The sequence below is a fragment of the Archangium lansingense genome (genome assembly GCF_026626635.1).
Lineage (GTDB): Bacteria > Myxococcota > Myxococcia > Myxococcales > Myxococcaceae > Archangium > Archangium lansingense.
Map to the genome: position 1 here is coordinate 8249521 of NZ_JAPNKA010000001.1, position 22017 is coordinate 8271537.

General features: G+C 66.0%; 17 protein-coding genes. 8 read left to right on the top strand and 9 right to left on the bottom strand.

The features are described 5' to 3' along the window. Window positions 1–3 precede the first annotated feature (3 nt). From OV287_RS32925 to OV287_RS32940, 4 genes are all read right to left on the bottom strand, one after another. A complete protein-coding gene (locus OV287_RS32925) occupies window positions 4–1818 on the bottom strand; it encodes a M4 family metallopeptidase (RefSeq protein ID WP_267538004.1) in 1815 nt (604 codons plus the stop codon). A gap of 423 nt (window positions 1819–2241) precedes the next feature. Continuing rightward, on the bottom strand, window positions 2242–3564 hold the full coding sequence (locus tag OV287_RS32930; RefSeq protein WP_267538005.1) for a pectin acetylesterase-family hydrolase: 1323 nt from the start codon (window positions 3562–3564) through the stop codon (window positions 2242–2244). A gap of 157 nt (window positions 3565–3721) precedes the next feature. Next, window positions 3722–4108, bottom strand: a complete 387-nt coding sequence (locus OV287_RS32935; protein WP_267538006.1) for a hypothetical protein — start codon at window positions 4106–4108, stop codon at window positions 3722–3724. 80 nt (window positions 4109–4188) lie between these two features. Further along, window positions 4189–4788 (bottom strand): Crp/Fnr family transcriptional regulator, encoded by a 600-nt coding sequence (locus tag OV287_RS32940; RefSeq protein ID WP_267538007.1) that lies wholly within the window; start codon window positions 4786–4788, stop codon window positions 4189–4191. Between the two features lie 100 nt (window positions 4789–4888). Here OV287_RS32940 and OV287_RS32945 point away from each other — a divergent pair, with 100 nt between their 5' ends. Beyond that, complete coding sequence (locus tag OV287_RS32945; protein ID WP_267538008.1) at window positions 4889–5659, top strand: SDR family oxidoreductase; 771 nt, start codon at window positions 4889–4891, stop codon at window positions 5657–5659. Between the two features lie 19 nt (window positions 5660–5678). On the opposite strand, the gene OV287_RS32950 is transcribed toward OV287_RS32945, so the two are convergent. Beyond that, window positions 5679–6986 (bottom strand): hypothetical protein, encoded by a 1308-nt coding sequence (locus tag OV287_RS32950; protein ID WP_267538009.1) that lies wholly within the window; start codon window positions 6984–6986, stop codon window positions 5679–5681. A gap of 290 nt (window positions 6987–7276) precedes the next feature. On the opposite strand from OV287_RS32950, the gene OV287_RS32955 reads away from it, so the two are divergent. Both OV287_RS32955 and OV287_RS32960 read left to right on the top strand, forming a co-directional pair. Beyond that, window positions 7277–7750 carry an RCC1 domain-containing protein gene (locus OV287_RS32955; protein ID WP_267538010.1) on the top strand — a complete coding sequence of 158 codons (474 nt, stop codon included), beginning with the start codon at window positions 7277–7279 and terminating at the stop codon, window positions 7748–7750. 404 nt (window positions 7751–8154) lie between these two features. Beyond that, window positions 8155–9768, top strand: a complete 1614-nt coding sequence (locus OV287_RS32960; RefSeq protein ID WP_267538011.1) for a trypsin-like serine protease — start codon at window positions 8155–8157, stop codon at window positions 9766–9768. A gap of 15 nt (window positions 9769–9783) precedes the next feature. Here the strand turns inward: OV287_RS32960 and OV287_RS32965 are convergent, their stop codons facing one another. Genes OV287_RS32965 through OV287_RS32980 form a run of 4 tightly spaced genes read right to left on the bottom strand, consistent with a single transcriptional unit; the run spans window position 9784 to window position 15245 of the window. Further along, entirely contained in the window at window positions 9784–10989 is a 1206-nt protein-coding gene (locus tag OV287_RS32965) for an SMI1/KNR4 family protein (RefSeq protein WP_267538012.1), read from the bottom strand. Window positions 10990–11008: 19 nt separating this feature from the next. Next, window positions 11009–11488, bottom strand: a complete 480-nt coding sequence (locus OV287_RS32970; protein ID WP_267538013.1) for an anthrone oxygenase family protein — start codon at window positions 11486–11488, stop codon at window positions 11009–11011. 15 nt (window positions 11489–11503) lie between these two features. Then, window positions 11504–13336: a leucine-rich repeat domain-containing protein gene (locus tag OV287_RS32975; protein WP_267538014.1), complete on the bottom strand. Its 1833-nt coding sequence runs from the start codon at window positions 13334–13336 to the stop codon at window positions 11504–11506. Window positions 13337–13382: 46 nt separating this feature from the next. Continuing rightward, entirely contained in the window at window positions 13383–15245 is a 1863-nt protein-coding gene (locus OV287_RS32980; protein ID WP_267538015.1) for an amidohydrolase, read from the bottom strand. 188 nt (window positions 15246–15433) lie between these two features. Between OV287_RS32980 and OV287_RS32985 the strand changes: the two genes are divergently transcribed. From OV287_RS32985 to OV287_RS33005, 5 genes are all read left to right on the top strand, one after another. Next, complete coding sequence (locus tag OV287_RS32985; protein ID WP_267538016.1) at window positions 15434–17065, top strand: sigma-54-dependent Fis family transcriptional regulator; 1632 nt, start codon at window positions 15434–15436, stop codon at window positions 17063–17065. Between the two features lie 182 nt (window positions 17066–17247). Further along, complete coding sequence (locus tag OV287_RS32990; protein ID WP_267538017.1) at window positions 17248–18318, top strand: tyrosinase family protein; 1071 nt, start codon at window positions 17248–17250, stop codon at window positions 18316–18318. Window positions 18319–18381: 63 nt separating this feature from the next. Further along, window positions 18382–19563 (top strand): alpha/beta hydrolase, encoded by a 1182-nt coding sequence (locus tag OV287_RS32995; RefSeq protein ID WP_267538018.1) that lies wholly within the window; start codon window positions 18382–18384, stop codon window positions 19561–19563. 310 nt (window positions 19564–19873) lie between these two features. Beyond that, the gene (locus OV287_RS33000) at window positions 19874–20956 is read left to right on the top strand and encodes a serine hydrolase domain-containing protein (protein ID WP_267538019.1); all 1083 of its coding nucleotides are present in this window, start codon (window positions 19874–19876) and stop codon (window positions 20954–20956) included. Next, entirely contained in the window at window positions 20868–22013 is a 1146-nt protein-coding gene (locus tag OV287_RS33005; protein WP_267538020.1) for a hypothetical protein, read from the top strand. Before OV287_RS33000 ends, OV287_RS33005 begins: the two co-directional genes overlap by 89 nt. Window positions 22014–22017: the final 4 nt, after the last annotated feature.

A 22017-nucleotide genomic window follows, 5' to 3' on the forward strand; every position in this document is an offset into this window, starting at 1 on the left:
GGGCTACCCGACGCCCACCGCGCTCCAGCTCTCCAGCACCTTCTTGGCCTCCACGGAGTCCTTGCCGTAGAGGTCCTGGGCGGCCTTGAACGTGGCCTCGCGCGCCTGGGCGAAGTTGGTGGTCGGCGTCATGTAGAAGCTGAGCGCGCGGGAGTAGACCTTCAGGCTCTTCTCGATGCCGATGCCGTCCTTCACCTCGGTGCCGGAGGTGCGGTTCTTGCCGCCCTCGGACAGCAGGTAGAAGGCGTTGTTGGGGATACCCGAGTTGATGTGCACACCGCCGTTGTCCTGGGTACCCTTGTAGCGCTTCGAGTAGTGGTCCGGGGACTGGCCGTCGCTCGTCGGATCGCTCATGTCGCGCAGACCATCGGTGGGGTCGCCGTTGTTCGGGGTGAAGGTGTCCTCGCCCACCGTCCAGTCGAACTTGACCGCCTCGTTCTTCTGGCTGGCGTACCACTCCACGCCGGTACCCATGATGTCGCTGATCGCCTCGTTGAGGGCGCCGGACTCGTTGCGGTACTGAAGGCCCGCAGTGCGCTCGGTCAGGCCGTGGCTGATCTCATGGCCCGCGATGTCCAGCGTGGTGAGCGAGCCGAACGTCTGGCCGTCGCCATCGCCGTAGTTCATCTTCTCGCCGTCCCAGAAGGCGTTGGCGAAGTTGGTGCCCACGTGCACGTCGGAGATGAGCTTCTCGCCCTGGCCGTCGATGGAGTCGCGGCCGAGCACGTCCTTGAAGAAGTCGTAGGTGGTCTGCGCGCCGTACTGAGCGTCCACCGCGTCCTTGTTGCGCGCCGAGTCGGTCGCCTCGCCCCAGATGTCGTTGTTGTCGGTGATGGGGGCGTTCTTGGTCGAGCCGGTGTTCGGGTCCCGGTTGAGCGCGTCGCGGGTCACTACACCCTGGCCGCGGGTCTTGTCCTCCAGGGTGTACGTGCCGTCGGCGTTCTTCGTGCTGTTGAGCTCCACCTGGCCGCTGTACTGCGTGGTGTCATTCGCGGCGGTGGTGGTGGGGTTGTCCGTCGTGGCGACGGGCGCGCTGCCCGGGGTCTTCGCGCCGGAAGTGTGCACGTGGTCGAAGCCGCCCATCTGGTTGTACTTCTCGAGGAGCTCCCCGCTGTTGGCGTCGACCAGGTAGTTCATCCGGCGGGGCTCCTTGCCCTCACCGATGTCCGTCGTGTTGCTCAACTGCACGTGGTACGCGGAGCGGTACTGGCCGTCGTCACCCTTGAAGATGACGCGCTCGGAGGTGGGCTGACGGTCCGTCTTGCCCACGAAGTCCTGCTGCGCGACAGCCAGCGCCTGGTCGGCGGACAGCTTCGTCGGCTCGCTGCCCAGGCCGGCGGGGATGGTGGCGACATCGCCGGTGACGCTGTCCATCTTCCCGTCGGAGGAGATGTGGCCGACGACCTGCTCGCCGAACACGCGGGTGCCCTCGCTCATGCGGTCCATGCGCACGTGCGTCATGCCCAGGTCATCCCGCTCCACGGAGCGCGGCGCGAAGTCCGAGGCATTGACGCCCGAGCCGCCCATCAGGCTGCGGGCGCTCGCGGCAGGGCTCTGCTGCTGGAGGAAGTCCACGGTCTTCTGGATGGCGGCCTGGCTCACGGCGCTGTTGATGGCAACCGGACCGGTCTTCGGCAGCGCACGCTGCGCCCCGGTCAGGTCCACGGGGGCCTTGGTCTGCGGCTCGAAGCTCGACGCCGTGTCGAAACCGGTGGGCCGGGTGATCTTGTTGCCCTTCACCTCCGCCGCGACGGCGGGCTTCGCTTCGGGGCTGCGGGTGACGGCGGTCCGGGAGAAATCGTTCTTCTGGATCTTCATGAGCGGGGCCCAGGGTGTCGCAGGGGGGTACCTCTATTTTCGATTCCAGAATCAAAGTGTTGCGTCCTCCCGAAATGGAGGTGCCGAATCGACCCAACGCCCATCCAACCCATTGAAATCGTTGGACCGGATGGGGTGGGGAGCAGAGACTCCCAGTAAAACCCCCCAAGGAGCCCAGACCCAAGCAATCCCAATACGAGCAGCTGCGCGTCATCGGCGGGGTACTTCGCTGGCTGCTTCAGAGACGAGGATGAAACGTCCTGTCGCGCCACCTGCGTCTCGAAGTGCGGAGGTGGCGCCATGGAGCTCTTCACCGAGAACCCGTGGGTCTGTCGGGTGGCGGCCTTCGGCGTCAAGGCCGCCAGCAACGTCCAGCGGAGGGGCTCGCGGAGCACATGCGCCGCGAGCCTCCGTCAGCTGAAGCTAACCACCGAGGGCGCCGTTGATGAGCGGCGCGACGATGCCCATTCCAGGATCTTCCGCGTTGTACCCGTTCACGGGCTCGTAGATGCGGATGCGCTGGTTCTCGTTGATGAAGCGGTGGAGGAAGGTCTCCATCGGCACGAACTCGCTGTAGCACTTATAGGTCTGCCCCCACGGCCACTCGAGGTACTCCCACCAGTTGTGCTTCTTCTCCATCTGCTGGCAGGCGTGAGCGCCAATGAAGGTGATGATCGTGCTGCAGTGGCTGGCGTTGATCGCCCGCTCGTGCGGGATGAAGTAGCTGTAGTTGTTGTAGAGGTTCAGCTCCGCGACCAGCTTGTCCTGGTCCTCCTTCCAGTAGCTGAGGACCGTCTCCTTGTCGTTGGGCGAGTAGAAGCGCTCGTAGGAGAAGCGCGAGTAGTTGTAGTCGCGCGAATAGCCCGAGTAGGCGAGCTGATCGCTGGGGAACTCCATGGACAGCATGCGGTTGATGGTGCCCATGTTGTTCCGGTCGAAGGAGGCCGGGAGCAGGCCGAGCACCGAGTCGAGGTTCCACGACTGGCGGATCTTCGCGTGCAGCGGGCGCGAGCGGTCATTGACGTTGGGCGCCAGGTAGATGGGGCCCGAGTCGTTCAGGAAATAACCACGCGCCGGGTTGATGCCGCGGCGGATGAAGTAGTAGCCGGCCGAAGTGGCGGTACCGCCAGCGCTATATCCGGTGACCAGCAGCTTCTGGACGCTGGGGAACTGCGCCTTCGCGTGGGCGATGGCCGCCATCGTGTTCGTGTAACCGGAGTGGTGCCAGGTGAGCGGCGGCTGTGCTCCGGTCGAGTCCGTGTAGACGGCGACGTTGTTGCCCACATGCACGTCGCCCGTGCAGTAGGGCAGATAGACGATGTTCCAGTCCTTCGTCGCGATGTCGGTGCGGCTGCGCAGGGGCAGGCCCGGATCGGCGCCGTTCACGAGCGGCGAGACATACTTCGCCGTGAACTGCTGCATGTAGTCGTCCACGATGCCGTTCGGGTTGGCCGCGCCGAGGAGGCCCGCGCGCCCGCTACAGGTGTCGTAGTCCCAGCACGCGCCACCACCTTCGAGGAAGAACAACAGGTTCTTCGAACCGGTGGTGCTCCGGTGGACGAAGAACTTGTACTGGGAGCCGTTGCCACAGACCGTGCCCGGCAGCGCCACCTTCTCCCAGTTGTAGTTGTTGCCACCGTCCACCAGCGCTTCGACGATGGTGGACACCAGCACTTCCGCACGAGCAGTGCTCGGCGGGACCGCGACGGCGAGTAAAAGAAGGCCCAACACCAGATGATTCTTCATCCAACTCCTCCTTGGGGGTTTCGCGAGGGAAGCTGGGTTGTAGCACTATCCGTGAATATTCGTACCCTCAAGCAGCGTGGCGCTGCGCCGCACAGCACCGATGTTCGCGCGCAGGTGCGGCCCAGACCCCTGCCCCACACTGAGACGGCAGACGCCGTCACTCCCGCGCAAACTCGACAGCGGCCCGGGTGAACGCACGAACCTTCGCTTCGGGGCCCTGGGCGACGAGCACCAGTCGCAGGGTGTGGGGGTCTTCAATGTTGCTACGCAGGCTGTGCTCGACGCCGAGCTTGCTTGCAAACTGCTCGAAGGCGAGACGCATTGGATCAGTCCGCGCGGCGACTACTCGAGGCTCTGGGCCGTTCGGGATCGTGAACGACAGCTCGATGCGCAGCTCACCGCTCGAACCTTCGACGGGCGCCTCGGTGAGCGACACGTTCGAGAGGGACGCGAGCGACAGCGGCTCCGTCGAACTCTTCGAGAGCGCCTGCTCCAGGGTGCGATTTGCAACGTCGTGGATACGGTTGGGGTCGATTTGGCCCATGATTTCGCTCGTGCCTCCTGACGGGTTCTTGCTTCAGCTTGCCTCGAACTTCGCCACGTGAACATCCTCTTGGGAGTGCATCACGATTGCCTCTTCCTCTCCTGTTTGGGGGAGCGGCTCCTGCGACCCCGGATGCGGCTGAGTGCCACGGGGGTGATGCCAATCCACCGGGCCAGCTCCGCCTGGCTCAGACGCTGGAGTAGCTCCGGGCGCTCGCGGATGACCTGCTCGTAGCGCTCCGAGGCGGAGAGGACGAGGAGCTGGTGCTCACGCCGCTCCTTGCTGAAGGCCAGCTCCTGGAAGAACTTGCGCCCGATGCGCTCCCACTGGAGGTTCTTCTCCAGCCGCTCGAGGAAGGCGCCGAGCGGAAAGCGCTCTCCCTCCACGGGCTCGAGGGCGATGGCCGAGAAGCTGCACACCGCCTCGGGCCTCATGCTTCCCAGACTGGCGAAGAGCTGGCCCTCGTGGACCAAGGACTTGGTGCGCTCGGTGCCCGAGTGCGTCACATAGCAGAGCTTCACCAGCCCCTGGCGCAGGAAGTAGGCGTGAGGATGGTGCTGCCCCTGGGAGAACAGCGTCTCTCCCTTTCCGGCGCGGAAGGGCTCGGTCCTCGTGGCGAAGTCTTCGTAGTCCGCCAGTGGGGCTCCCGCCAGGTGCTCGAGCATGTCTCGTAGCCGCATGCGTCGAAATTAACCCGGGTTGATGAGGCGAGCCCAGCGCGCTGCTACCTCCTGGAAGAACGATCCCCTCGGGGATCCCTTCCACACGGAGGCAGGCCTCATGGAGCTTCAGGGAAACACCGTCCTCGTCACGGGGGGCGCTTCAGGGATTGGCAGGAGCATCGTCCAGGAACTGCTGGCCCGGGATAACACGGTCATCGTTTGTGGCCGCGACCCGCGCAAGCTCGAGGCGCTGCGGCAGGAGCAGCCCCGAGTGAAGACGATCGTCGCGGATCTCTCCACTACCGCGGAGGTGGAGCGGCTGGCGGGGCGGGTGCTCAAGGAATTCCCGGCGCTCAACGGCGTCATCCACAGCGCCGCCGTCCAGCACAACAACCTGATGACGGACGACGACTATGAGCCCCAGCGCATCGACGAGGAGGTGCGCATCAACCTGGTGGCGCCCATGCTCTTGACGAAGCTCCTGCTGCCCGCGCTGCGGCGCCGGGACACGGCCTTCCTCGTCAACATCACCTCGGGGCTGGCCATGGTCCCCAAGACGCGCTCGGCGGTCTACTGCGGCACCAAGGGGGGCCTGCGCATCTTCTCCCAGTCGTTGCGGCACCAGCTGCGTGGCACGCCGGTCCGCGTGATCGAGCTGCTGCCCCCGGTGGTGGACACCCCGATGACCCACGGGCGCGCGGAGGAGCTCAAGATTTCGCCCGAGCAGGTGGCTCGCGAACTCATGCGGGGGCTCGCGCGCGACAAGGAGGAGATCCGCGTCGGCAAGGTGAAGCTGTTGGCGTGGCTCCAGCGGCTGGCGCCAGGCACTGCGTCCCGGATGATGAGCCGACTGGCCCTCATCCCCCTGCTGCTGACCATCTCTCCGTGAGCTGGAGTGAGTGCGTAGCTCAGTTCACCTCGCGCAGGTTCCGCTCGGCGACTCGCGTCAGCGAGGCAACACGCTTGTAGAGCCAGTCGCCAAACGGAACGATGCGCTCGGGCTTCATCCGCCTCGGGAGCGCACCCATGGATTCATCGAAGGGGATGATGGCGTACTCACCCTCCGGCGAACTCACACGCTGATCGAAAGCCCACGACTTCCCGTCGTGCCACCCGCCGTGGAACACGAAGAGCTGTTCCAACTCCTCGTTGCCCGTGGCCTCCACGAGATCATCGAGCTCGTAGTCGCCCTCTCCGACAATCTCCAGGCAGCTCCACCCTCCCCCCGTCACGTTGCCACAGTAGAACATCGCCAGACCCTCATCGGCCTGACCATCGAGGATCCAGGTGATGGAGCCATACACCCGCACGAAGTAGTCCCAGCTCGACTCGTTCTTCTTCGGAGCCCGAGGTTTCGCCGTCTTCCAACGCCCGACACGCTGCTTGTGCACGTCGAGGAAGAAGGAAGCATGGTTCTCGACGGAGGTGACACGCTCGCGATCCTTCTTCGCGTCGAGGCACTCCGTGACGAAATGAGCCTTCGGGAGGCGCGTGTGCAGATCCTTCAGAATCGCGACGGCCGCATCGACGGCCTCGAAGGCGTTCTTCGGCTTCGCGATGGCGGCCTTCTTCGCGACGGGCTTTCGAGCTGGTGCTCCCTTCGGAGGTTTCGGCTCGGGATTGGGGTGCCGGGCCCCCATGAGTTCGATGAGGTATGTCCTGAATCCCGCCTTCTGTTTGGCCTGGATGCGCTTCTCGGCGAGCGCGATAGCGGCCTCACGGCTCGGCGTGGGGGTCTCCTGGCGCATGTTCTCGATGACACTCGTGCCATCCACATGCACCGTCCACTTGTCGGACGAGCCCTTGCGGTACTCGCGCACCGTCACCTGCTTCTTCGTTGCGTTCCAGGGCGTGCCGTCTCGGAACGAGAGCGCCCGGTAGCGAGCAAGCAGCGGCTCGACTTCTGATGAGGCGACGAGCGCCGCGACGCTGGAGCCATTCAGCACTCCCCGGTGGAGCACCGCCTGCTCACCACGAATCTCCACGTCGACGAAGAGCTGGTCGAGCAGCTTGTAGAGGGAGAACCGCTCCGTGACGGGAGCCGTGAGCCGCGCCACCTTCTCCTCGTCGCCTTTGTAGAGGACGCCGTCGCTCGACACCCGCAGCCTGGAGTCGCCGGAGAAGAACCAGACCTCCTCCTTCGAATCGATCGGCGGATCGATGTAGTAGATGCGTTCGCCGCCATTGAGCTTCTCAATCCGGGTCCAATTGGCCATGGCGGTTCTTCGCACACCGGCCGCTCGGGGGACAACGACAGAAGTTCGTCACCGGGAGCGAGCCGCATTTCACCGAGTCTCTCGACTCCCGGCCGGACAATGAGGTTTGTTGCGCCCCTCTTTCGCGCGCCCACGGTGTGGCGCGCGGAGTTCCAGAAGGGAAATCGATACAACGCGGAAGCAGTTCGAGGAATGCCCTGCTGCTGATGGCGCTCATGGGCGCCATGCTGGCGGCGGGGTGAGAGGACCGAGAGGCAACCCAGGGAAGTGACGAGACGTCGCGGAGGACGGTGCGTGCCGCCAGTCTTACCCGGCGGACGCGGTTGGCCGCGAAGGACCGCGACTCGCTGTATCTCACCTCGGAGGGAACGCTCTGGGCCTGGGGCTACAACGGCTCCGGTCAGCTCGGCAATGGCACCTACCTCTCGAGCTCCGTCCCGGTGCAGTCGTATGTCGGCTACAACGCCGACTACCTCGCCGCGGGAAGCGCCCACGTCGTGATGATGATCCCGTACGGCTACGTCTACGGCTGGGGCAGCAACTCCCACGGACAGCTCGGCGATGGCTCCAATGCCGACTACACCTCGCCCGTCCTGGTGTTCGGTGTAACGTTTGGCATCACGTCCACCTCCGCGGGTGGAAACTTCTCGCTGGCCAGACGGAGCAATGGAACCACGGCCACCTGGGGCGGCAACCTCTACGGCCAGCTTGCCCAGGGCACCCTGGGCTACCGGTCGACGCCAGGCACCGTGACGTTCCCGTAGTGAGCTCGGGGACACCGCGGACCGTCGTGCCCGCGGTGTCCCCTGGCATCCCGACCAGTCCGGCTGTCGCCACCCATTGTCGGCGACAGCCGCCGACATGTCGGCGACAGCCGCAGATATGTCCAAAGTGGGTGAACGCGGTCGCGGGCCTGCGAACCGAAGGAGCTGCCGCGCTCTCCCATCCGTCCTCCACCACGGCGAGGGAGCGCCACACTGCGTCAGGAGGCACGGCGGCCCGGCGCGAGTCCGCTGGCGCGCCCCGTGCAACGACTGGATTTCGCGCCGGCTGGCGCAGCGAGCAGTACCCCCCGCAGTCACGCCCTCCACGCCGGCACCGCCTACACAGGAGAAAATCAATGTCGCGAGGACACAATGGTCCAGGAGTCCCGAGGTCTTCGAGGTTCGTGCGCTGGTCGTCGGCGCTGTGCGTCGTCCTGAGCGCATGCACCGCACAGGACGAGCTGCCTGAAGAGAATCTCCAATCCTCGACCCAGGAGATCATCAACGGCACCCCGTACGACGCGGAGAACAGCGGCTTCGTCATGATGGTCAGCAACGGCTCGCTCTGCAGCGCCACGTTGCTCAACAACGAGTGGGTGCTCACCGCGAAGCATTGCAACGTCGTCGCGGGAGCAACGGCGTATATGGGCTCGCAGTCCCGCGGGGTGATTCAGGTGGTCAACCACCCGAACCTGGATGTCACCCTGGCGCACCTGCAGAGCCCACTGAGCATGCGGAACTCGAGCAACGGGTACGCCAGGGAGTTGCGCACCACGCCGCTCGCGGTGGGGGAAGCGGTGCAGTGCTTTGGCTACGGCCTCAACACCTTCGACACGGGTTCTGGCACGCTGCGCACGGCGACCCTGAGCCTCAGCAGCCTTACGGCGACCGAATACACGTTCAACCGGAACAGCTCGGGCCAGGTGCAATGGAAGGGAGACTCTGGCGGAACCTGCATCGACAGCGAGGGCAGGGCCGTTAGCGTCGCGTCCTACTGCTGGTACGGGAACAACGAGGTGTATTCCTGTGCCGTGGTGCGCTCGGATGTGTTCGCGAGTTGGGCGAATGACTACACCAACCTCCGGACCGGTGCCAGCTATCGCATCCAGGTGAAGGCAGACGGCCGCTTCCTCCACGAGGATGGATGGGGTGACAAGCTGATCAGCACGCGCTACCAGCCCAACGACGACTACGCCAGGTTCATCCTGGAGCCCAATGGCGAGGGCTGGCGGATCAAGGTGAAGGCAGACGGCCTCTACCTCCACGAGGATGGATGGGGCGACAAGCTGATCAGCACGCGCTACCAGTCCAACGACGATTACGCCGTGTTCATGTTCACTCCGTCCGGAGATGGGAGCTGGCGCATCTCCGTCAAGGCAGACGGCCTCTTCCTCCACGAGGATGGATGGGGTGACAAGTTGATCAGCACGCGCTACCAGTCCAACGATGATTTCGCCCGGTTCTATCTGACGCGGGTCGACATTCCGGTGAACTTCGAGTTCGGGAATGCGCGCCGCACCACCTCCACCGGCGACTGGGCCCCCTTCAGCTACAAGTCCGAGTGCGCCAGCGGTGAGATGGTGGCCGGTCTGTCCCTCAACCCCACCTCGCGCAATACCCGCATCGCGCTGTGCCGCGCCAGCGGTGACTCCCGCTTCCCGCACAACAGCTGCTACACCCGGCACTTCTCCACCGGCGACAGCCGCGGAACCCTCTCCACCGGCGACTGGGATTCCGGGCACTACAAGGGGGAGTGCGGCACGAACGAGTTCGTCGCCGGTGTGGCCCAGGACACCGCCCATGGGATCACCGCCATGCTCTGCTGCCCCGGAACGGTGGCCCACAACTCCTGCGTCGCCCGCGTCTTCGACGGCCAGAATGGGGGCTGGAATCCCGCCTCGGGCGACTGGGACCCCGGGAATTGGAAGGGCGAGTGCGGTCCTGGCAGCTATGCCGCGGGCCTCTCCCGCAACACCTCCACCGGCACGCCCCACGCGCTGCTCTGCTGCAGCCCGTAACGGCACATCCGTCGCCTACACGCCCGCTCCGGGCACAAGCGTGACGGGGAAGACGTAGCGCCCGTCCTCGGGCGCCTGCGCTCCCCGGTCCTTGCGTTCGCCGACGTTGCACGTCCATTCCTCGGGCCGGTGACTCCCACCGAACGCCGAGGCGAGCACCCGGTCGATGTCCGAGGGGTCCTTCACGTCGAAGCGGATTCCCTCGAACCGGACCGGGCCCTCGAACACGAAGGCGAAGTCGCGGCCGTACTGCGAATAGCTCGCCTCCCAGCGCACCTTCAGGTCCGCACCGGAGCGCTCCAGCACCGTCAGCTGGTTACCGTCCAGCGATGGCGCATCATTGCCGTACCACGCATCCCAGCACCCTTCCGGACCGACGGTGAGCGTCGACCACTCCGCGAGCGTCGGGTGCCGCCCTCCATTCGCCGCGGCGACCGGGATGTTCGATGCGTAGGGTGCCGGCTGGCCATCCTGGTTGGAGCTCTCGTCGACATGGATCTCCAGCGAGTACATCACCGTGGCCCGCTCTGGCTGGTAGCGGTACTCGCGGGCCTCCAGGTCCGGGAGCCACGTGCTGACGTAGATGTCGAGGCGCGCCCCTCCGATCGCGTACCCGTGCCCGGCCAGGACGAGCGGCTTCTCGGGCGTGGGCGTGTCCGCGGGGACCTTCTCGAGGGCCTCGGGATGACTCCAGGGATCCTCCGGGTCCTCGTGCTCGGGCGCGGGGGCCACCGGGTCGTCCGGGAGTGGCGAGAGCTGTGCGAGGAACGCGCCAAAGGACGCCGCGCAGGCGCGCGCCACGAAGAGGTCCTCGGTCTCGGTTTCCGCGTTGCTGTCGAAGAACCAGACCGTTCCCCGAGGAGTGTCCGGCCGGTCCGCGAGCTGCAGGCCGAAGCGGTTGATGGAGCCTCGCTGGTGCGTGAAGACCAGCACGTCGGGCGGGATGTTCTCGTCCCCGTACTCCAGCTGAGTCCACCCCTTGTCATGCAGCCCGAGGAGGTCGTCGATCCGCACCTCCTGCTCCAGTGCGTCGCGGAGCCCGGTGGCGCACACTCCCAGGAGCGCGCCGTTGTACTGGACGAGCACCTCGCGGAAGTCGGCGGGCAGGGGATGCGGAAGGCTTCGCTCGAACTGCTCCAGCCGCTCTGGCGTGAGCTCGGGGTTCTGGGGGTTGCGCCTGGCACTCGAAGCGAGCGCAGGAGGGAGGGCACTTGGAGGCATGGCCGGCGAAGGGGTGAGGTCAGCGGAGCGAGAGGATCAGCAACACCGCCGCCACAGTACAGGCCACCGCCCGCACGTGGTTCCAGGCCGACCAACCGGCGACGTACCCTGCCCATCGGCTCGCGCCATCAGCGCTGTCCGCCGCGACAGCCGCCAAGGCGTCGTTCCTCGGTACATTGAACGCGGCTGTCACCGCGAAGCTGCCGACGAGATAGACCCCGCTGCCAATGAGCCGGTAGAGCGCGTGGGACTCGTGCCACTTCAACAACGAGGCCACAGCCAACAGGGCACAGGCCACCGTGCTTCCGAAGAACGCCGCCATGAACGGGGCCTCCAGCGCCGCGACATTGATGGCTTGCATGGCCGCGATGCCCTGCGCCGGTGGGAGACGCGCCAGACCTCTCATCACAAAGGCCGAGAAGGCGAAGAAGACCCCGGCCATCAACCCACAGCCGAGTGCCGACACGATCGTCAGCGCGAAGAGCAGCTCGTCGAGCATGGGGAATGTGCTCTCTCAGGAGGTATGGGCCGAGAAGATGGTACGCAGGCCGGCGATGAGCGCGTTGTCGGGGTAGGGCTTGCCCAGCGTGTCCAGCGCATCGCGCAGCGCGCCAAAGAGCGCGCCCACGTGATGGCCGTACGTGCCGTCCCAGTTGAGAGTTTTGGCGAGGAATTCGCTCTGCTTCTTGAACTCCGCCAGCGCCGCGTCGTACGGCGCCGCCGTGGGAATGTTGATGCGCAGGAGCACTCCCAGCAGCGCGATGACCTCCGTGAAGTCGTAACGCCGCGCCTTGAAGTCGTAGAAGTGCTCGAGACGAATCTTGTCGGTGCCGAACCAGAAGCGGATGTGGTCAACGGCCCACTGAGCGCTCTCCTCCACGGTCACGCTCATCTGCGCGTGGAGCTCTGGGTCCACCTGCGTCACGAGTGATTTCTGGACGGTGAGCTTTCGCAGCGTGGTGCTGTCGAAGCGGCGCGTCGGCAGCGTGCGCAGCAACGTCTGGTGGACGGTCAGCTCCTCGAGCTTCGGCAGACGCGTGAGCACCTCGGGGAAGTCCCACATCAGCTCGACCTTCTGCCATCCGCCAAAAGAGGCCCGAACATAGGAGTACGGGTTGTTGGTGAGGTTCACCGTTCGCAGCTCGACACACTGGGCGAGTGACTCCGGGAGACGCCAGATGCAGTTGGCCTCGAGGTCCAGGAAGCGGAGCTTCGTCAGTGAGCCGATGGACTCGGGCAGCGTCTGTAGACCGTTGCCCCTGATGCGGAGCTCGCGAAGCTCCGTGAGGAGTCCGAGCTCCTCGGGCAACGTCCGGAGCTCGTTGTGCGTGAGATCGAGCTTCTCGAGGCGCCGGAAGCGGAAGAGCTCTTCTGGCAACGACATGAGGTCCTTACCTGCCAGCGAAAGGCTCTTGACCTTGTCGGGGTCCTCGAGCTTCTTGGCGACGAGCTTCCGGAACGCGCCCCGAACGCTGGTGAATTCGGGCAGGGAGATGGGCTTGCCGGCGGCCAGGAGCTCCCGCGCCTTGCGGAGATCGACACGACCGTCTTTCACCACCGCCGAGACGAACACGCCCTTCGCCTCGTAGGGGTCCTGCCTGTCTTCGACGCCACCCGAGACAGCGAAGACCTTCGCGCCCCACCCGAGGTACCGGTGCCCGTCGAGCTGACCCTCCGCCGAAATGGTGTGCTCGGTGGCGATGGTGCGGGCCACGAGATTGCCGCCCGCGGCGACGCAGCCGTGGTTGTAGACGCCGACCAGGTCCCCGGTCGTGACGTCTCCGTTGACCCGTATCTGTGAGCCGCCGGTCGCGATTCTCTGAGCGATGAGATGGCCATGGACCTGCAGGAAAGGCCCGTAGTCGTTCTCGAAATTGGCGAGGCAGCCCTCGATGGTCAGGTTGCCGCGCACGATGAGCCCGATGAAGGGCGAGTCATTCTCGTCGGCCAGGGCGAGGATGCCGCTGCGGTAGTCGAGCCACAGGTCATGGGGCACGACGACGTCCCCAGTGAGCACGAGGACGCGATCATTCTCGTCCACGTTGTTGCCGACGGCCTTCACCTCGTCCTTCACTTGCGACCAGGTGAAGGTCTCGAAGGCGAGCTCGCTGGCGTAATAGCCCTTGGCGACCTTGGCCGCGACAGTCTTCCGGGCGAAGGCCGCCGCGGCCTCCTCTGAGGGGAAGGCCTTCGACTCGCGCTTGCCGGCCGTACCCACCACTCCGTGATGCAGGTCGAGGCTCGCGCCGCGCTGCTCATATGACCAGAATTTGAGAGCAGCCCCCTCCAGGCCCTGGAGCCGCAGCTGGAGGCGATGGGGAATCGTCGGAAGTAGGGGTGCTCGCATGGCCCGAGGAACTACTTCGAAGCGGTGACGCCGCGCAATGAAACGGTCAGCGGCTCGGCACGCTTTCGCCAAAGAGCGCCACGGGCGACCACGCGGGCTCGACGGGAGTGGGCGCGGGGCCGAGCGACGCGAAGTCTCCAGCCGCGAACACCACCTGCCCTCCCACCACCGTGAGGACGGACTCGAGCGACTTGATGTCCTCCTCCGGAACGGACAGGTAATCAGCGGAGAGGACGGCCAGGTCCGCGTACCGGCCCGGCTCGAGCGTGCCCTTCAGCTTCTCCTCCCCGGAGAACCACGCACTTCCCACGGTCGCGAGCCGGAGCGCCGTCACCCTGTCCAGCCTCGCGTCGGGCTGGTTCAGCGTGGCGCCCCCGAGCGTCTTCCCGGACACGAGCCAGTAGAGCGACAGCCAGAGATTGTAGCTGGAGACGCGGGTGGCATCCGTCCCGAGCCCCACGGGAATCCCCAGCTCCAGCATCCGCTTCACGGGCGGCGCACGCGAGGCCGCCTCCTGACCATACCGGGTGATGAAGTGCTCGCCCTGGAAGGCCATCCGGTCCTGCACGGCGATGCCTCCGCCCAGCCTGGCCACGCGCTCGAGGTTACGCTCGGAGATGGTCTCCGCGTGGTCGATGATGAAGCGCAGCCCCTGCTGTCCCTTGTCTGTCTTCACCCGCTCGACGACATCGAGGATGCGGGAGATGGACTCGTCATAGGTGGCGTGGATGCGGAAGGGCCAGCCCTTCTCGGCGAAGAGGGACAGGATCTCCTCCAATTTCGGCTCCATGCCCTCTTGGAGCTCCGGCCTCGGCTCGAGGAAGTTCTCGAAGTCGGCTGCCTCCCAGAGCACGTTCTCCCCTGCCCCTCCCACCTGGTAGCCGTTGGGACGCAGCAGGTCCCCGTTCTTCCCCGGAGCGGTCATCGTCGTCCACTGCTGGTAGTCCTCCAGCTCCTGTCCCCGCTTCTGCGCGAAGAGGTAGTAGGCGATCCGGAGCGTCAGCTCGCCGCGCCGGGCCAGTTCCGTGCCGACCGCGTAATCACCTGGGAAGTTCTGCCCGCCACCACCCGCGTCAATGGTGCTCGTCACGCCCAGGCGGTTCAGCTCGCGCATGAACTGCCGTGTGGAGTTCACCTGATCCTCAGGTGAGAGCTTCGGCAGGCGCCCCAGCGTCGAGTAGAGAATCAGGGCATCCGGCTTCGCGAGCAGCAGGCCCGTCGGCTCTCCCCGCGCGTCACGCTCGATGAGTCCCCCGGAGGGGTTCGGCGTGTCCTTCGTGATTCCCAGCACCCGGAGGGCCTCCTTGTTCAAGAGCGCCTTCCCGTACAGGTACAGCACGAACACCGGGGTATCTGGCGCGGCCTCATTCAGTTCGGCGATCGTGGGCAGGCGACGCTCTGCGAACTGGAACTCCGACCAGCCCCCCACCACCCGGACCCATTGTCCCGCCGGCGTACGCTCCGCCTGACGACGGACTCGATCCAGGGCCTCGGCGAGGCTTGGGACGCCATCCCACCGAAGCTCCAGATTGTAGTTGAGGCCACCGCGGATGACGTGTGTATGCGAGTCATTCAGCCCGGGGATGACCGTGCGCCCGCTCAGGTCAACGACCCGCGTCGCACTCGCGCGATACCGCTGGATGTCCGCGTCGTCACCGACCGCCAGGATGTTCCCATCCCGGATGGCCACCGCGGACACGATACGGTTCTCCGCATCCAGGGTGACAACCTTGCCATTGTGCAGGATGAGGTCCGCGACTGGCTCGTTCCGCGCAGTGGATGGGCTGTGATGACAGGCACCGACGAGGCCGGCCACCAAGGCCAGGGCGCAGAGTCGATGCGGGATTCGAGTCAGGAAGTTCGCGTGCTCACCCAGCATCGACCTGGCGTATCTGTTGCTGAGGTTCATGGCTTCTTCTCCTGTGTCTGCGCTCCGTGCGCTGATGCGCATGCCTCGGCTATTTCCAAGATAGGTGCCAACCCACCCGGCATCGCAAGCCACTGAAATTATTGATGTCACCGACTTTCCACTTGCCGCAATAGTCCCAGAATGGCACTCCATCAATGCCATTTTGGTATTCCTGAGAGGAAGCACCCATGCGGCTGGATGACCTGGACCTGAGGGAGCTTCTCCAATTCGAGCCGGCTGGCGGCATCCTGCGCTTCGCCGGCCAGCGGGCGGTTCTACTGGACGCGGTGGCCCTGGGGCTGCTGCGCAAGCAGCTCATCGAGACCCTCGGACACGCGGGGGCTCGCGCCCTGCTCACCCGGTTCGGCTATGCGCTCGGCCGGCGCACGGCCGAGACGTTGAAGGATGCATTCCCGTGGGACTCCGAGGACGACTGGCGACGCGCGGGGGGGCGCTTCCACCGTCTTCAGGGACTGGTCCTCTTCGAGCCCGTCCGGCACGAGCAGCCCGTGGCGAATGCGCCTTTCGCCGAGGCCCTCTGGCACGAGTCCTTCGAGGCCGAACAGCATCTGCTGCACCTCGGGCTCTCCGAGGAGCCGGTGTGCTGGACCCTGTGCGGCTTCGCGAGCGGGTACTTGAGCTACGGCCATGGCCGCCCCATCTACTGCCTCGAGGCGCAGTGCCGCGGGAAGGGAGATGCCACCTGCGTCATGGTGGGGCGGCCCCAGGAGGAGTGGGGCGAAGAAGCCGCCAGTCAGCTTGGGTACTACGAGAAGGACTGCCTCGACGAGGCGCTCACCCGTGTCACCCAGGCATTGAAGTCCACCGAGCGAACGCTCAAGGCGAGGAAGCGGGAGCTTGCCCGAACGGAGGGTGAGGACGACTCGAAGCACATTCTCGGAAAGAGCCCGGCCATGCAGCGAGTCCAGGATCTCGCCGTGCGCGTGGCCAAGGTGGATTCGACGATCCTCATCACCGGCGAGAGTGGCGTGGGCAAGGAAGTGCTGGCCCGCTTCATCCACGAGCAGTCGGCTCGAGCGGGGGGCCCGTTCGTGGCACTCAACTGCGGTGCCGTGCCCGAGAGCCTGCTCGAGAGCGAGCTCTTCGGACACGCGCGAGGGGCGTTCACGGGCGCGACCCAGGACAGGATTGGCCTCTTCGAGTCCGCCCAGGGAGGCACGCTCTTCCTGGACGAGCTCGGGGAAGTGCCGCTCTCGATGCAGGTGAAGATCCTGCGCGCGCTCCAGGAGCGGGAGATCCGCCGCGTCGGTGAGAACAAGAATCGGCCCGTGGAGGTGCGGGTAGTAGCGGCGACGAACCGGGATCTGGCCGCCGACATCCAGACGGGCCGCTTCCGGCAGGACCTCTACTACCGGCTGCGCGTGGTCGAGATTCGCATCCCTCCACTCCGGGAACGCCGGGACGACATCCTCGCGCTCGCGCGCCTGTTCCTCGTGCGCTCCGCGTCGCGGCTCCGGAGGAAGGTGTCCGGGCTCACCCCCGAGGCCGCGAACCAGCTCCTCCGCTACCACTGGCCGGGCAACGTGAGGGAGCTGGAGAACACCATCGAGCGCGCCGTCGTGTTGACGCTCGGGAGCAGCATCGAGCCGCAGGATCTGCCCGATGAGATCCGGGGGGCGGTCATGCCGGTCTACACGCCGGGCAACCTCCGCTCGCTCGAGGAGGTCGAGCGTGACTACATCCTCGCCGTGCTCGACGCCGTGGGAGGCAACAAGCTGAAGGCCGCCGAGACGTTGAAGATCGGCACCTCCACCCTCTTCCGGAAGCTGAAGCAGTACCAAGGCGCGTCCCAGTCGTGAGGAGACTCCCAGAATGGCATTCCAACAGTGCCATTTTGGCATTCCCCTGAGGCATCCAGAGGGGGCCATTCCTCAGGTCTTCAGAGGGAGCACCAGGGCGGAGGGAGGTGTGGCACGAGCCCTGCTGTGCGGTGTCGGGCGGGAAGACAACCCCGCCTTCATCCCCTGCAAGGAAAGACACCATGAACGTGCAACCCCGCGCCATGTCCAGACGCCTCACGCCGCTGACGTTCCTCGCGGCCCTCTTGGTCTGCCTGGTACTTGCCGCCTGCGGTGAAAGCCAGACAGCCCCACGCATCCGAAAGAATGCCAAACACCTGACGGCCGCCGAGAAGCAGGACCTGGTGGATGCCATCCTGAAGCTCAAGGCCACACCTTCCCCCTACGCGTCTGGCCTTTCCTACTACGACCAGTTCGTCGTCTTTCACAAACAGGCGTTCAACTACAGCATGAGCCCGGACCACCATGTCGCTCATGCCCACCCGACCATCCTCCCCTGGCACCGGAAGATGCTGTTGCTCTTCGAGGACGCCCTGCGCGAGGTGAGCGGCAAGGACATCACCCTCCCCTACTGGGATTGGACGGACCCCGAGAGCACCCAGGCCATCTTCTCCGAGTCCTTCATGGGTACCCAGGGAGACGCCAGCCAGGAGTATGCGCTGACGAACGGCCCATTCCGAAAGGGGAACTGGACCATCAACATCTTCTCCGACAGACCAGAGGGGCTGACCCAAACGCCGCATCCCTATCTGGTGCGCGCCACGGGCCGCTACGAGGCGGACGTCAATGACAACATCCATCTGCCCACGACCGAGGAGGTGGAGCGCGGCCTGCGAATCCCCACCTTCGACGTGGCGCCCTGGAACGACAAGTCCCCGAGGGATCAGAGCTTCCGCAACTACCTGGAGGGCTTCGATCCGGATCGCCCGGGCTATTTCCACATGCACAACATGGTGCACACCTGGGTGGCGGGCCACTTCCGCCTCGAGGATGGCTCGGAGCGATGGGGGACGATGGGGGCTCCGGATGTCTCTCCCAATGATCCGGTGTTCTACCTCCACCACGCCAACGTGGACCGCATCTGGGCACAGTGGGAGGAGCAGCACCCGGGCGTCTATGCCGATGGCGGCGGACACAGCTCGCACATGTCCATGTACCCCTACAGCGAGTACCCCAATGAGCGGATGGCCGCACACGGCCTGAGCGCCATCTCCATGCTCGGCACGCAGGAGTTGGGGTACCTCTACGAGTGAGGGCCAGGGCCCCGTAGCGGCACAGCCTCTCCAGTCCCAGCCTGTCCGAAGTAAGGTTCCTTCATGGAACTGCTCGACACCCTTCGCCTGCTTCTCTCCGTCCTCCTCTTCGGGCTGGGACTGCTGGGGCTCTTCAAGGTCCCGCTGGGCGCCCTCTGGAAGCCCGCGGTGGCCGCGACCGAGTGGGGCCACGTCCTGGCCGTCTTTCCGCTCCTCCTGTTGCTGCTGCCTGTCGGCGCAGGCCTCGGTGCGCAGCTCGCGTGGGGCCTGGCCGCGCTCGCCGCGCTCCTCCTGCTCTCCTCTCTGGGCCGGGCCCTCGGGTACGTGAAGGGACTGGAGGCGCGCTTCGCGAAGCTCTTCGGAAACGTCCAGCCCCCTGCCCTTCCCGGAGCTCCGGCACGAAGCGCGCCCCTCGTCCTGGGAGATCTGCTCTCGGTCTCCACCCCCATGGTGACCCCCACCCGGCACACCTACCGGGAAGTCGACGGCCATACGCTACAGCTCGATCTGTACCGGAGCGCCGGGGCGACGCGGCCCCTCCCCCTCGTGGTGGTGATTCACGGTGGCTCCTGGAACAGCGGGGACAGCACCCAGCTCAACTGGCTGAACAGCTATCTCGCCGCCCGGGGCGTCGCGGTCGCGGCGATCAACTACCGGCTCGCGCCCCGCCACACCTTCCCGGCCCAGCGTGATGACGCGCTCGCCGCCCTGGCCTGGCTGAAAGAAAACGCCTCCTCTCTGGAGATTGATCCCACCCGTATTGCCTTCCTCGGGCGCTCCGCGGGAGGCCAGCTCGCGCTGCTCGCCGCCTACACCGCCCGCGATCCGGCGATCCGTGCGGTCGTCGCGCTCTATGCGCCCTCGGATCTCAACTGGGGCTGGGTCAACCCCACCAATCCTCTGGTGATGGACAGCCCCAAGACACTGAGCGAGTACCTCGGAGGAACGCCCGCCCAGGTCCAGGCACACTTCGATGCCGGTTCGCCCATCGACTTCGTGATTCCCAGCTCACCCCCCACGCTGCTGGTTCATGGGACCCGAGACGAGCTGGTCCTGGTCGAACAAAGCCGACGCCTCGCCAGGCGCCTGGAGCAGGCCAATGTGCCCTACCTGGAGCTGGAGCTCCCCTGGGCCACTCACGGCTGCGATGCGAACCCCGCGGGACCGGGAGGGCAGATTACGACCTGGGCCGTGGAGCGCTTCCTCGCCGCCGCCTTCCAGGACGCCCCCCGGAAAGCGGCCTGAACGAGCACCGCAGGAGCCACCTGCTCTTCCACGAGGAATTCCCTTGAGCGGACGCGGGCGTGCGAGCTGTGGACGCGGCAGGTGGAGTCCGCTTCCCGGCGGAGTCTGCTGGCGCATGTGGTGGAGACGGGGCGGCAGCTGTGGACCCCCACCATCACTCCCGCGCACCTGAAACATACGAGGCCCCGACGTGCCCTCCTGTCTATGAACATCATCCGTGACTGGATGGATGCATCGACTTCAAGTCCGCTGGGCATTCTGGTGCCCATGCTCAAGCTTGCGGGTAGCCGGTGGAGCAAGGGGAACGCGCATGGAGCCAAGAGCACACGCCCGCTGGACGGCCTCACGTCTGGGCGCCTGGGTGCTGGTGCTCAGCCTGTTCCTCCCAACCGTTGCTCGGCCCGAGGGTGAGGCGCCCGCGCCCAAGCAATCCCCATCCACTGGGCCTACGGATGTTCGGGAACTGGAAGCCTTCCTGGATGGCGTGATGCGCGAGCAACTGGAGGCCTACCGCATCCCGGGAGCGGTCATCGCGGTGGTGAAGGACGGCAGGCTCCTGCTCGCCAAGGGCTACGGCTACTCGAACCTCGAGCGGCGTGAGCCCGTCATCGCCGAGCGCACTCTCTTCCGCATCGGCTCCGTCAGCAAGCTCTTCACCTGGACGGCGGTGATGCAGCTCGCCGAGCAGGGCCGGCTGGACCTGGACGCGGACGTCAATACGTACCTGCGCGACTTCCAGATTCCGGCCACCTGGCGCCAGCCCATCACGCTGCGCCACCTGCTCTGCCACACTGCGGGATTCGAGGAGCGCCTGCCAGCCACCGTCTCGAGCGCCGACGAGCTCGCCCCCCTGGGAAAACTCCTGACGCGAAGCATGCCAGCCCGGGTGCATCCCCCTGGCGAAGTGGGCGCCTATTCCAATTACGGGGCGATGCTGGCGGGCTACATCATCGAGCAGGTGTCGGGCAGGCCCTTCGAGCAATACATCGAGGAGAACATCCTGAAGCCGCTGGACATGCGCCACAGCACCTTCCGGCAGCCCCTGCCACCCGGGCTGGCTCCGGATATGTCCACCGGCTACCTCGTCAACGGCGGTGTCCCGCTGGCCGTCTTCGCGCGGGCCGTACCTTCTTGGAGCCTGGCGCCCGTGCAGGCGAGGCACCACAACGGAGGGGGACATGCACATACGGAACGACCTTGCCCGACAAGGGTTTCTCGGGGCGCTACTCGCGCTCTCCACGCTGGCCTGCGGGCCCACACTGGAAGCACCGGAGACGAGCGAGCCGCCAGGCACCGAGGCCGAAGTGTCGTGGGAGGAGCCACTCACGCCCCAGTGGAAGCACCCGGACGGCAAGAACGTGCTCGTGCCCACCTCGGACGTGGACCGAGATGACGTCACGGGCGAGCCGGACCGGCGCCGCCTGTACCGGAACATCGACGACGGGACAGGCGATGACGGCAGCGGCAGCTACGTAACACTGGAGAAGGGGCGCCGCGCGGGCGACTTCACGGTGGGTTTCTCCGGCGGTCCCAAGGGTACAGTGAAGGAGGTGGAGCTGCGCTACCGGGCCAAGCGCAAGGACTCGCGCGGCCGGACCTGGGTGGAGCTGTACGACGGCACACGCCTGCTCGGCCGGGGGAGCACCCACACGCTGAGCAGCGACTGGAAGAACTTCACGGACCGCTTCACTGGCCTGTCCGTGGCACGCGCCAGAGATTTGCGCGCGCGGGTGTTCCTCGAGGCTACCTCCGGCCACGGCGGCCTGCGCGTCACGAGCCTCTGGCTGCGCGTGAAGGTGGAGCCCCCGGCACCAGAACCCACCGGAGTACGCCGCGTGGATGCCTTCCTCCTGAGGGACGTCTCCACCTGCATCATCGGCAACCGGTGCACGACGGGCGAGTGCCAGGCCCTATCCGACTCCAGTGGGACGCCGCGCGTACGCTTCGCCGACGACAGCGCCCTGCGGGGCGTGCCCCCTGGGGACCCTGCCATCGCCTCGGCTGAGGTGGTGCAGTGCCTGCACCTGCGGCTGAGTGACGCGGAGGCGGCCGCCCGGCGCGCCGAGCTGGAGCGCTTCCGCGACGACGTGGCGCTGTGGACGGGCGGAGACCTGACCCTGGAGCTGCGCATCCACGAGCTCGACTCCGTGGAGATGGCGCTCTCGGCCTTCAATCATGGCCTCTCCCGGACTACATCGGCTGCGTCACCAAGGATTGCATCGGCAACGACGCCCTCAACGAGCACCTCCTCCGCGCCCACTGGCCGCTGCGCGGACTGGAGCGGTTCCACACCAACTACTGCCGTGACGGCACCCAGGACTTTGACGAAACGGGGGTGGACATCGGCCCCAACTGCCCTGGCACGCTGCGCGGGACGCCGCGCCTGCCACCACCCGCCGCGCCGCCGATCTCGGACCCCGGCCCCTGGCGGTAAGCGCATCTCCGCATGAGAGG